General features: G+C 66.5%; 13 protein-coding genes. 6 read left to right on the top strand and 7 right to left on the bottom strand.

Features of this window, described 5'->3' with window-relative positions; all coding sequences use genetic code 11:
* The first annotated feature begins 374 nt into the window (after positions 1-374).
* Positions 375-578: a hypothetical protein gene (locus ACTOQ2_RS31100; RefSeq protein WP_344896076.1), complete on the top strand. Its 204-nt coding sequence runs from the start codon at positions 375-377 to the stop codon at positions 576-578.
* 1 nt (position 579) lies between these two features.
* Positions 580-993 (top strand): type II toxin-antitoxin system VapC family toxin, encoded by a 414-nt coding sequence (locus ACTOQ2_RS31095; RefSeq protein ID WP_362851600.1) that lies wholly within the window; start codon positions 580-582, stop codon positions 991-993.
* Between the two features lie 223 nt (positions 994-1,216).
* Here the strand turns inward: ACTOQ2_RS31095 and ACTOQ2_RS31090 are convergent, their stop codons facing one another.
* Both ACTOQ2_RS31090 and ACTOQ2_RS31085 read right to left on the bottom strand, forming a co-directional pair.
* Positions 1,217-1,447, bottom strand: coding sequence for a hypothetical protein (locus tag ACTOQ2_RS31090; protein WP_440104407.1), 231 nt, complete (start codon positions 1,445-1,447; stop codon positions 1,217-1,219).
* A 166-nt stretch (positions 1,448-1,613) separates the two neighbouring features.
* Complete coding sequence (locus ACTOQ2_RS31085) at positions 1,614-2,825, bottom strand: poly(ethylene terephthalate) hydrolase family protein (RefSeq protein ID WP_440104410.1); 1,212 nt, start codon at positions 2,823-2,825, stop codon at positions 1,614-1,616.
* Positions 2,826-3,633: 808 nt separating this feature from the next.
* Here ACTOQ2_RS31085 and ACTOQ2_RS31080 point away from each other — a divergent pair.
* The 3 genes from ACTOQ2_RS31080 (at position 3,634) to ACTOQ2_RS31070 (ending at position 5,406) form a co-directional block, all read left to right on the top strand.
* The gene (locus tag ACTOQ2_RS31080; RefSeq protein ID WP_440104406.1) at positions 3,634-3,936 is read left to right on the top strand and encodes a hypothetical protein; all 303 of its coding nucleotides are present in this window, start codon (positions 3,634-3,636) and stop codon (positions 3,934-3,936) included.
* A gap of 256 nt (positions 3,937-4,192) precedes the next feature.
* Positions 4,193-4,819, top strand: a complete 627-nt coding sequence (locus tag ACTOQ2_RS31075; protein ID WP_440104404.1) for a ClpP family protease — start codon at positions 4,193-4,195, stop codon at positions 4,817-4,819.
* Positions 4,816-5,406, top strand: a complete 591-nt coding sequence (locus tag ACTOQ2_RS31070) for a ClpP family protease (RefSeq protein ID WP_440104402.1) — start codon at positions 4,816-4,818, stop codon at positions 5,404-5,406. Before ACTOQ2_RS31075 ends, ACTOQ2_RS31070 begins: the two co-directional genes overlap by 4 nt.
* Before the next feature lie 27 nt (positions 5,407-5,433).
* On the opposite strand, the gene ACTOQ2_RS31065 is transcribed toward ACTOQ2_RS31070, so the two are convergent.
* Positions 5,434-5,790, bottom strand: coding sequence for a helix-turn-helix domain-containing protein (locus tag ACTOQ2_RS31065; RefSeq protein ID WP_355564273.1), 357 nt, complete (start codon positions 5,788-5,790; stop codon positions 5,434-5,436).
* A 260-nt stretch (positions 5,791-6,050) separates the two neighbouring features.
* The gene (locus tag ACTOQ2_RS31060) at positions 6,051-6,797 is read right to left on the bottom strand and encodes a LysR family substrate-binding domain-containing protein (RefSeq protein WP_440104401.1); all 747 of its coding nucleotides are present in this window, start codon (positions 6,795-6,797) and stop codon (positions 6,051-6,053) included.
* Between the two features lie 55 nt (positions 6,798-6,852).
* Here ACTOQ2_RS31060 and ACTOQ2_RS31055 point away from each other — a divergent pair, with 55 nt between their 5' ends.
* Positions 6,853-7,224 (top strand): DUF5997 family protein, encoded by a 372-nt coding sequence (locus ACTOQ2_RS31055; protein ID WP_440104400.1) that lies wholly within the window; start codon positions 6,853-6,855, stop codon positions 7,222-7,224.
* A gap of 218 nt (positions 7,225-7,442) precedes the next feature.
* On the opposite strand, the gene ACTOQ2_RS31050 is transcribed toward ACTOQ2_RS31055, so the two are convergent.
* The 3 genes from ACTOQ2_RS31050 to ACTOQ2_RS31040 form a co-directional block, all read right to left on the bottom strand.
* Positions 7,443-8,561: a hypothetical protein gene (locus tag ACTOQ2_RS31050; RefSeq protein ID WP_440104399.1), complete on the bottom strand. Its 1,119-nt coding sequence runs from the start codon at positions 8,559-8,561 to the stop codon at positions 7,443-7,445.
* Positions 8,562-8,839: 278 nt separating this feature from the next.
* The gene (locus ACTOQ2_RS31045; protein WP_440104398.1) at positions 8,840-9,313 is read right to left on the bottom strand and encodes a VOC family protein; all 474 of its coding nucleotides are present in this window, start codon (positions 9,311-9,313) and stop codon (positions 8,840-8,842) included.
* A 550-nt stretch (positions 9,314-9,863) separates the two neighbouring features.
* Positions 9,864-10,349, bottom strand: a complete 486-nt coding sequence (locus ACTOQ2_RS31040; protein WP_440064570.1) for an RrF2 family transcriptional regulator — start codon at positions 10,347-10,349, stop codon at positions 9,864-9,866.
* Between the last annotated feature and the right edge of the window lie 43 nt (positions 10,350-10,392).

Genomic DNA, 10,392 nt, shown 5'->3' with positions numbered 1-10,392 from the left:
GCGCGACGGGCTTGCCGGTCTCCTTCACGATACGCACCGCACCCGCCCGGAACTCCGGATCAAAGCGCCGTCGCGTGACTGCTGCCACGACCAAACCTCTCCCGGTTCGGTCTCCACGCTATGAGGGGAAGGCCAGCTCGACACGGGCGCAGTCACCTTGTAGTTGCCGGCGGCGATGTCCTCGCCGACGACCCATGTGCCATCCTCGACGGTCTCCAGTGGCTGCTGTACAGCTGGCGTGGTCGTCACGGTTCGTATGTGACGCCTGAGGCATCTACTCGGGTCACGCATGGCCGGATCCGGTCACCTTTTCTGATCATGCTTTGGAAGGATGAGCCTGATGCGCGGAAAGTAGGCGACCTACACTTGTAGGTATGAGCGTCATGCGTGAGGAACTGCATCACCTGGTAGATCAGCTGCCGGAGGCGGAACTGCGTCCGGCCCTGGAGCTCATCCGTGGCCGCTTGGGTGAGCCTGAGTCAAGTGAGCGCGATCTTCCGTTCTTCGCGTCGTTCGAGGCCCCCTCCGATCTCGCTGAGCGGCACGAAGAGATCCTCCGTTCGGAGTGGGGCCGCTGACGTGCTCCTGTGTGACACGGGTGTTCTTCTCGCCGCAGGTAACGTGAAGGACCAACATCACCGGGCGTGTCTGAAACTCCTCCGCCAGGCCGAAGGACCGTTGCTCGTTCCGTCGCCGGTGATGGGCGAGGTGGGCTATCTGCTCGACTCTCGTGTGGGTCCGCAGGCTGAGGTGACGTTCCTCAAGTCGTTCGGCGGTAACGGCTTTCACGTGGCCGAGTTGGAGGACGAGGACTTGCCGCGCATGGCGCAACTCGTCGAGACCTACCTCGATCTGCCGCTAGGGCTTGTCGACTCGGCGGTGATCACCATCGCTGAACGCCTCGGGCTGAAGGAGATCGCCACGGTGGATCATCGACACTTCAGGGTCGTCCGACCTCGCCACATATCGGCGTTCAGGCTGCTGCCTGATTGATCCGAGGTGCCGCACCTGAGTGACCAACTGGGTGACAACAACCCCGGACGGGGGCGGACAACGGTGGACGGTCGTGGACCGTACGCTCAGGTCAGGGTCGGTATCGGCCCTGGTCGTGCCCCCGCTCGGATCGCCTTGCAAGCGAGATGTCACTGGTTCGAACCCAGTAGTGCCCACCAGCCAAATACCCCCGCCAGAGATCTTCTGGCGGGGGTCGCTGCCATCAGAGTACGGATCTTGGACGTGTCGGCGCCGATTCCTCGCGCTGCTCAGCCGGCCGTACCGGTTCTTCGATCATGCTGTTCATCGTGTTGGCGATCTTCCGATCAGCCTGCGCCGTCCTGTGCTGATAGATCATCGCCGCGCGCACGCTGTCATGCCCCATGCGCTTCCTCGCCGGCGCCTTCGATGCGGTAGGGATCATGGGGACGATTCGGTCGTCCGCCGCGGTCATGAGCGCCACGTCGGTTCAGGCGGAACTCGTTTCCTCAGGTAACGCCAGGTCTCGTACGACGGCCATCGTGACGCGGGCGGGACTCCTGTCGTAGAGGGATGGCTCAGCGACGCCGGGAGGAAAGGGGCACCTGACCGACTGACTGCCACAGCGTGCCGAACGGGTGTCACGGGCGACCGCTGCAGGTGAGGGAGGGGGGTGACGGCGTACCGCCGGCCAGGAAGCCGAAGGTGGTCGTGCCGGACGCCGGGATCGAGCCGTTGTAAGAGGCGTTCGTCACCGTTACAGCGGGGCCGTCGGCGGCCAGCGTGCCGTTCCACACCTGGCTGACCGTCTGGCCGTTGCCCGGCGTCCATCTGACGGTCCATCCGCTGACCGCCGAGCCGCCTGCCCGCACCGTGACCTCGCCCTGATAGCCGCCCGGCCACGAGTTCGTGGTGCGGTAGCTCGCGGTGCAGGCGCCCGTAGACGGGGAGGGTGACGGGGTGACCGAAGGTGAGGGTGACGGGGTGATCGAGGGCGAGGGTGACGGGGTGACCGAAGGTGAGGGTGACGGGCCGCCTGGCGGCACGTATGGGCACTTGTTGCGGTACATCGAGATGCCGGTGGAGTCCATCAACGGACACAGGAACTGGGTGTACCGGGTGTCGTTGTCAACGAAGATCTTCAGCCACGGGATCAGCGTCCGCATCTCGGTCGTGTTCGCCCTCGTCGCGAACAGGTGGTCCACGCCGGTTATCTCCACCCAGGCGCTCTGCGCCGTGGCCGGGAGAGTGCTGTACAACCCGTTGAGGTAGGACGGCGTGACCACCGTGTCCCTCTGCCCGGAGATGAACATCGTGGGCACCTGGTCACCGGCCAGGTTCAGGTTCCCCGTGGGCGAGCCGGGTGCGAGCCCGACCGCGGCCTTCAACGAGGGGCGCCGGAGCGCCGCGATGAGGGCGCCGGCGCCACCCGCGGAGTGGCCGACCACCGACAACCGGCTGGAGTCGACGCGGTCGCGTACCGAGCTCCGCTGGGTGAGATAGTCCAGCGCGGCGAGCAACTGGGTCGCTCGGGGGTCGGCGCCGTCGGTGCGGCTGTTGGTCTCGATTCCGATGACGACGAAGCCGAAGGACGCGAGCCAGGGGCCCATCCAGGCCTCTTCGTCGGCGAACAGGGCGGAGTAGCCGGGCACGATCGCGACCGCGCCGAAAGTCCCCTGGCCGGTGTCCGTCGGATAATAGATCACCCCACCGCCGAAGCCGTTCCCGGGCGGCACGCTGAGCTGCGCGGTGGCGAAGCTCCCTCTGGTGGCGGCCACACTGGCCAAAGTAGGGTCGGGACCTCGCTGATAGGGATTGTCGGCGGCCGATGCCGGCCGAGTCGCGACGGTCACCGCGAGCAGCCCGAGGACGACGATCGCCGCGGCTATCGCACGCTTCGCCCACCCGCCCTGTGGCCCGAGCTCTGATCGGACCCTCCAGGCGGCACGAGGCGCCGGAGTCTCACTCACATGTGGTCGCACTGTGGTGTTCCTTCTCTTCGGGTGAGCCCCTCATCGGGATCAGCACGTGACGGCCATCGCCGAGTGGTCTTCGGTACGGCGGCTCCGCACCGCACCGCTCGCCTCCTCGTCCCGGCACCGGAAGGCCTGCCACGAGGGCGTCGTGATCGGCGGCCCCTGCATCACCACCCGGCAGTGGAAACCGCTCCGGGGACTTAGTGTGTAAACATCTCCGAAATGTGTCAAGATCCGTGTAAAACTTTCGGCGACTCGCTCTGGGCATATACGCGTCCTATGGTGTGTCGACGCAGGACGTCGACGATGAAAGCACCTGAAACTTTCATCACGATCTTGGAGTCGGTCGAGTGTGGATCGCTGCCCGCCAAAGGCGCGCATGGTGACCGGAGTTTCGTGAACCACGGACCGACATCGCCACTTCACCCTCACCAGAGCTGACGTGATGTTCCCGGGCCGCGTGAAAAGGGGGCCGAGCCTGGCGGGCCATGGTCGGATCACCTGGAAGGGCCGGTCTGGTCACGCGCGTGCTTCCGCGGCTCGCGGTAGCGTGGGAATCAGGATCTTTGAGCGGCGATGTCGTTTGTGATCCGGATATGTCTGGTGCGAAGTCGGAGGTGATCACGGTGCACCCGGTCTTGTGACAGCCCCAGCCCGGGGCGTCATGGAGCCGAAAGGTGACCGTATGAGCAAGACCGACAAGACCCGGCCCTGGTGGGTGCGAATCGCCGACGCGCCGATGGTGACCTGTCGTGCCGTGCATGATCATCGGTTCGGGCCGTGCACCCTGCCCAACGAGATCACCGCCGACAGCGTGGATTTGGATCACTGTACGGGCGGCTGTCACTGGCGCGCCAGTATCTACTTCTGGTGCTGTTACGGCGGCAGTGACGGGAGCCGGGAGTGGAACTACTTCCGCCGCGAGGAGCGCCGCCGCAGCCGTCGCCAGGCACACCGCGAGCTGCGCGCCTATTACGGCGAAGACTGAGCGAACGTGGGGGAGCGCGCTGTTGGCGCGTCCATCGCCGCCGCGGTTGAGCCGGTGGCGGGTGGTCTTGCCGGATGGTCGGTCCCGAGACACCGCGGGGAGTCGAGGTGTCTCGGAGGGAGGCCCAGCGCAGCCTGGTAGCCATTCACCGCAATGCTAAGAACCGGGCCGGAAATCGGGTTTTCTCTGCTCAGAGCAGATCTGCCCCAGGCGGATCGTGTCGACGCTGATCCGGACAGCCCCACATGATGGACGCATGGGCGAAGAATCGAAACTTCCACTGTTCAACGCGCAGGTAAGACGTGAGCTTTACGAGCGGCGTGTTCTCGTCCTCGACGGCCCTCTCGATGATGACAACGGGACGTTGCTCGCCACGCAATTGATAGCGCTCGCCACGCAGGACGCGTCGACCGATATCGCATTGTGGATTCACTCCCCGGGCGGCTCGGTTCCATCGATGCTTGCGATCCGTGACATCATTCGACTCATTCCCTGTGACGTATCGACCCTCGTGCTGGGCATCGCCTACAGCGCCGGGCAGTTCTTGCTGTCATCGGGTGCCCGAGGGAAGCGCCGCGCCCTGCCGCACGCACGTGTCCTGATGCACCAAGGCTCGGCCGGAATCGGCGGCACCGCGGTCGACATCGAACTGCAGGCCGACGATCTTCGGCATACTCGCGACACGGTGCTCGGTCTTATCGCCGAGGACACGGGTCAGTCCGTAGAGCGCATATTCGAGGATTCTCTGCATGATCGCTGGTACACGGCGCAAGAGGCACTGGACTACGGCTTCATCGACGCAATCGTCCAGAGCTTCGACGAAATCGCGCCACACGATCGCCCGCGGCCCGGATTCGGCGTCACCAAAGGAGTCGGCCAGTGACCACGTACACGATCCCCAACGTCATCGCCCGGAATCCTCGTGGCGAGCGGATCATGGATGTCTACTCGCACCTGCTCACCGAGCGAATCGTCTATCTGGGAACCGCAATTGATGCGGGCGTCGCGAACGCGCTCGTCGCACAGCTTATTTTCCTGGAGTCGGACAACCCCGATGGCACCATACAGTTCTATATCAACTGTGAAGGCGGGGATCCGAGCGCGATGCTCGCGATATACGACACCATGCGCTATATCCGCCCGCGGGTCGAGACAACCTGCGTTGGACAGGCCATCGCGGTGGGTGCCGTCCTTCTCGCCGCGGGCGCCGAAGGAAAACGTGCCGCTCTCCCGCACGCACGAGTGATTCTGCACCAACCGGCCGCTCAGGGGCGCGGAACGATCCCCGATCTCATCTTGCAAGCCGACGAGGTCGTACGTGTCCGAGCAGACATCGAGCGCATACTGTCACGGCACACGGGCCAGACCATCGAGACCCTACGCGCCGACACCGATCACGATCGCGTGTTCACCGCGACCGCGGCCTTGGAGTACGGGCTCCTCGATGAGATCATCGAGGAGCGTTCATAGGCTCGCGGATGATCCCGGCAGGCCACGCTACGCGGCCAGAGCATACGCCGCCGAGCAGGTGGCACCTCTCGACGTGCTGCTCTGAGCAGACCGCAGGCTCTCGGCAACGGCAAGGGTCAGATCGACCAGGGTGACATCCAGCGCGCCGGCGACCGCAGCGATCATTTCGCTCGATGGCTCTTTGAGGCCTCGTTCCATCTCGGAGAGATACTGCGGCGAGACGCCGGCGCGACGCGCCGTCTCGCTCAACTTCTCGCCCCGCTCGTGACGAAGACCTCTGAGACACTCACCGAGCGCGTGCCGCCACAGCGGCTCGCGAGCCGGAGACGGCTTGGGATCGGTCCGATCGATCGCCGGACGTAGCGGCGGGACAGAGGAGGCCATGCCTCACCATAGGTAGACGGTGCGTTCGAGTTCTGCCGGCTTCGCGCAGAGCAGAACCCTCCTCGCCTCCTCCGTCCCGCCACGCGGGGTCGGTGAGGCTCGCACATCAAACTCTGATGTGCGAGCCGAACTGATATCGCCGGAGGGCGAGCAGCACGTCTCGGGTGACGTACCGGTGTGCTCCGGGTAGGACGATCGTGTTGCTCACGGTTTTCCGTAAGACGAAGCAGCATGATCAGCGGCAGATCGGCAGGGCGGGGTCACCGAGGCCGGTTGCCCTTCTTCTTGCGGCCGGCCGGCACGGCCCGGCGACCGGAGCCGTTCTGTGCGGGTTTTTGTGCCTGCCGCTGCGCCGGTTTCCGCACAGGGGAGGCAGGGGTGGCGGGAGTGGCGGGAGTACGGCCCCGCGAGCTGTTCACCGTCCGGCCGCGGACGATGCCGATGAAATCCTCCACCAGGTCAGTGGTCGCGTCCGTGGGCCAGGTCAGCGCGACCTGAGACTGCGGCGCGTCCGGCACCGGCCGGTATGTGAGGTCCCTGCGGTGGTGGAGGCGTGCCAGAGACAGCGGAACCAGGAGAATCCCGGTGCCGGCCGCCACCAGCTCGACCGCGTCCTCCGTCGTGGCCGGGCGGGTGAACGCGGGCAGCCCGGGCCGGGCCGTCCACTCGATGCTGTCGTCCAGAGGATGGAACACCTCGTCGTCGACGAGGTCGGCGATGGACACCTCGTCGGCGGCGGCCACCGCGTGATCCTTGGGGACCACGACCACCGTGGTCTCCATGTAGAGAGGAATCACGCTGAGCCCGTCCCGGTCGATCGGCAGCCTGACGAATCCGGCGTCGGCGCCGCCGCTCCGCAGGAGTCCCACCGCCTCGGCGGCGGGAACCGCGACCAGGGCAACCGGCACGCCGGGCATTCTCTCGGTCCAGACGTTGACCCATTTCGCGGGTGTCACCCCGGGCACGTAAGCCAGTCGAAAGGTCCTGCCGGTCTCTGCATCAGTCACTTCCTCAGGGTACCGATGACAAGAGAACCTGTTCCGGCTGACTATTCTTGACGCCATGACCTCGTCCAAACCGAAGACCATCCAGACGATGAAGCCCGCGACCGCGGCCAAGAAGCTGGGTGTCCCCCTCTCGGCCACTCCCGCCGAGTTCCAGGCGGGTGTCGTCTCCAGGGACGAGCTGAACGAGTTGCAGTCGACGCCACCCGCCTGGCTCGTCGACCTGCGCCGCAACGGCCCGCACTCCAAGCAGGTCATCGCCGCGAAGCTCAAGGTCTCCGTTGCGGGCCTGCTCAGGGGTGGGATCACCGGACCGCTCACCACCGCCGAGATCGATGCGCTGAAAGCGGAGAACCCGACGTGGCTGGAGCGCGAGCAGGCCCTCCAGGTCGAGGTCCGCAAAGAGGCACTCCGCCTCAAGCAACGCTAGACACTGAGATCCCGCACGTTTCCGGCTCCGGACGCGTCTTCAGGCTGCCGCCACCGCCTCGTTGAGGGACACGTCTGAGGGCTCGGCTTTGAACCGTCGGCTCGGCCCGGAGCGCCGGGGCTACCTGCACGGCTCGCCCGGCCGGGGTTGCCGGGAGGCGCACCGCCCGGCAACCCTGGCCGGGAGCGCACCGCACGGTGAAGAACCGGCTCCGTTTCCTACGGGATGATGATCGTCAGGCTGGTCTGCCGGTTCACGGGGAGTCGCCTGATGGACAGCGCCTGCTCGCCGGGCCTCCAGGTGGCGATCATGCCGGTGTGGTCGCTCTCCCGCGGATAGGCGTCGGTGGTCGTGACGAAGGCGCCCGCGAGTACCAGCCGGCCGTCCGGCATCCAGCGCATCCTGCGGGTCTTGACGTCGACGGGCACGGGCATCGACGGCAGGTGTGCCCATTGCAGGGTCTTCGTGTCCAGCACCCAGACGTCGAGATGTTCGTGCGGCCCCGTGGTGGGGGCGAGGAACGGGACGGCGATGTACCTGCCGTCGGTGCTGACCTCGCCGTCCTTGATCTCGCCCGCTCCGGTCGGCCTGCCGATCGGCCGCTCCTCCTCGGCGCCGGGGGTCACCAGGGCGAGGTTCCCGCCCCGCTGCCGCACCAGCAGTTCCTGGGAGGTCGCCGCGATGATCTGGGGGTATCTGCCGGTCTTCCGCAGGCTGTCATGAGTCAGGAGGATCGACTCGTCCCTGTGCCTGGTGTGCAGGCCGTACGGTGTGTCGAGGAACGGCAGCGCGCCGCAGTAGCTCCAGCGGGGACGGCGCAGGACCTTCCCGTCCTCGGCCTGCTTCCGCACGGTGCACGGACCGTCGTGGACCGGCCGGTCCGTGATCCAGAAGCCGGAGTCGTCGAAGGCGGGGAACGCGTACCAGCCGGTGGCCAGCTTGCGCGCCTTGTCGCCCTTGAGCAGGTACAGCCGTCCTTGGCCGACCGCCGGTCCGCTCACCACGATCACGGTGTGCCTGCCGTGGGCGAAGGTCGAGAGGGTGACGCGCGGGTCCGGATCCGGCAGGCCCGTGACGGGCGTCGAGGCGCCGGTGTCGACGTTCAGTATCGCCGGGGACTGGTCGCCCGGGCCGTCGCCGCCGACGAGCAGACGAATCCCGCTACCGGGGCCGAGCGGCCGTCCGGAGAAGGGGCCGTAGTGGCTTTGCGCGTGGCTCGCCGTGACCTGCGGGGCCGCCGCGGTGGGCCGCACGGCCCAGGGCGTGGAGGTGCAGCCCACCAAGCACGCCAGGATCACCACCGGAAACTTCCTGATCCCGGACAAGCTCCGCGTCATGGGCAGAAGCTACATGATGCTTCCAGGAGGACAAGGAAGACCACGTACGGCCGGCGACCGCAGGTCGCCGCGAAGGTGTGAGCCGAATCGAGCGCGATAATCTCAAGATCCACCGCGTCCGTGCCGACGGCGGTGAAAACTGACCCCGTGGCGACGCCAGGGGGTCAGGATTCAGATGTCGTCGGCAGCGCCCGGAGCCCCGGCCATCGGGCTTGATGGACCGCCACCGCTGTTCTCGGTCGCGGCCACCTCGGCGGCGTTGGAGGGCCGGCGTGGTGTCAGCGGCCGGGGGCCCGCTTCTTGACCTCCTGGAGCACCCAGCCGTTGCCGTCCGGGTCGCCGAAGGTGGCGTAGGAGCCGTAGTCGGCACGGTCGGGGTGCGGACCGGCCGTCGGCCCCTGGCCCTCGATCCGGTGGGTGACCTCTCCGCCGTCGTGGCCGTGGTAGAAGAGCCCTCCGGCATCGTGGAAGATCTCGCTCACCTCGACGCCGCGGCCGACGAGCTCGGCGCGGGCCTCCTCGATGTCGGAGACGACGAGGTAGAGGCCCTGGACCGAGCCGGGCGCGGCGGAGGTGATCCCCTCGCCGAATATGATCGAGCACTCGGAGCCTGGCGGCGTGAGGTGCACCGCGCGCCAGTTCTCACTGACGGCTTTGTCGAGATCCAGACGGAATCCCGCCGCCTCGTAGAAGGCCTTGGCCCGGTCGACGTCGGATACGGGCAGCACGATGAGTTCGAGTTTCAGGTCCATCTGGGGTCCATCTTTCTTGACGTCGGTGAATCGCACGCCGTGCGTCACCGGTTCAGCAGGTGATTATGATCGGCGGTGCGGCACATGCCGCCGCCGCGCGGTTTCTCTCTTGATCCACAGCCGTACCCTGTGCGCGGCTGCGGTGCTGGTTGCCGGACAGGGCCCGGCCCGATGCGCCGTCCCCGGCCGTGAGTGACGTTCCTGCCGGTCATCCGCGTCACGGCGGCCGCTTCGGCCTCCGCTCCGCCGGCTGATCACGGCTCTGACGCGCGCCACCGGCAGCCGGGGATGTCGTTGAGGAATGTGTCAACAGCGCCAGACGGCAATGTCGTCAAAGGCCGGACAGGGTCTTTCCGCAGAGGCGGCGATCGGCCGCAGCCCTCAGGATCCTCGACGTGAGTACTGACCCGAGCCTTTCTGCTCGCCCGGGGCCGGCGACGTATTCCTTGACGGCGTCGCGCACCGGCGAATCCACCGTCAACAATCTAGATATATTTTATCCAGGTTAACCTCCGAAAAGATCGCGCGATCACGCCGCGCGGAAAAAGGGTCAGTCGTGCCCGAGTGCCTGGCGAACATGTGCCCCCACGGCGGGGGCGTGTTCGTCGGCCGCGGCCTGCACGTCGGCGAGGCTCTGCTCGGCCAGTGCCTGCCGCCAGGCTGCTTCGGCTCGCCCCATGGCGATCTTCACCGCGCACGGCTGAGCGAAGCTGGCATCGGGGCATCGCTCACCAATGGTGCCGCACCGGCGGATCTCGGTGCAGCGGAAGAGTGGCGCATCCCCCTCAACGGCAAGGACCACGTCCAGCACCGACATCGCCGCCAGGGGGCGGGTCAGGCGAAAGCCGCCCCGCGCACCCGGAACGGACTCCAGCAGGCCCCCCTTGACCAGTTGCTGAAGCTGCTTGTTCAGGTAGGACGCCGACAGGTTGTGGCCGGCGGCCAGCTGCGCGGTCGCCACCGGCTCGCCGTCCCCCAGCCACGCCAGATTGAGCAGCGTATGCATCGCCCACTCGACGCCCTTGCCCGTTCGCACAACCTGGACATTAGACATCCAGTTTCAATCTGTCAAAAAATGC

This window comes from Streptosporangium sp. H16 (assembly GCF_051918855.1).
Taxonomy (GTDB): Bacteria; Actinomycetota; Actinomycetes; order Streptosporangiales; family Streptosporangiaceae; genus Streptosporangium.
The sequence above is the reverse complement of the archived record's forward strand: the minus strand, read 5'-3'. Positions and strand labels throughout refer to the sequence as shown.

What these genes read in the sequence shown, in the direction of transcription:
- ACTOQ2_RS31055 (WP_440104400.1), top strand. Translation starts at nt 6,853, where the DNA reads ATGACCTCGTCCAAACCGAAGACCATCCAGACGATGAAGCCCGCGACC.
- ACTOQ2_RS31100 (WP_344896076.1), top strand. Translation starts at nt 375, where the DNA reads ATGAGCGTCATGCGTGAGGAACTGCATCACCTGGTAGATCAGCTGCCG.
- ACTOQ2_RS31045 (WP_440104398.1), bottom strand. Translation starts at nt 9,313, where the DNA reads ATGGACCTGAAACTCGAACTCATCGTGCTGCCCGTATCCGACGTCGAC.
- ACTOQ2_RS31080 (WP_440104406.1), top strand. Translation starts at nt 3,634, where the DNA reads ATGAGCAAGACCGACAAGACCCGGCCCTGGTGGGTGCGAATCGCCGAC.
- ACTOQ2_RS31090 (WP_440104407.1), bottom strand. Translation starts at nt 1,447, where the DNA reads ATGACCGCGGCGGACGACCGAATCGTCCCCATGATCCCTACCGCATCG.
- ACTOQ2_RS31065 (WP_355564273.1), bottom strand. Translation starts at nt 5,790, where the DNA reads ATGGCCTCCTCTGTCCCGCCGCTACGTCCGGCGATCGATCGGACCGAT.
- ACTOQ2_RS31050 (WP_440104399.1), bottom strand. Translation starts at nt 8,561, where the DNA reads ATGACGCGGAGCTTGTCCGGGATCAGGAAGTTTCCGGTGGTGATCCTG.
- ACTOQ2_RS31075 (WP_440104404.1), top strand. Translation starts at nt 4,193, where the DNA reads ATGGGCGAAGAATCGAAACTTCCACTGTTCAACGCGCAGGTAAGACGT.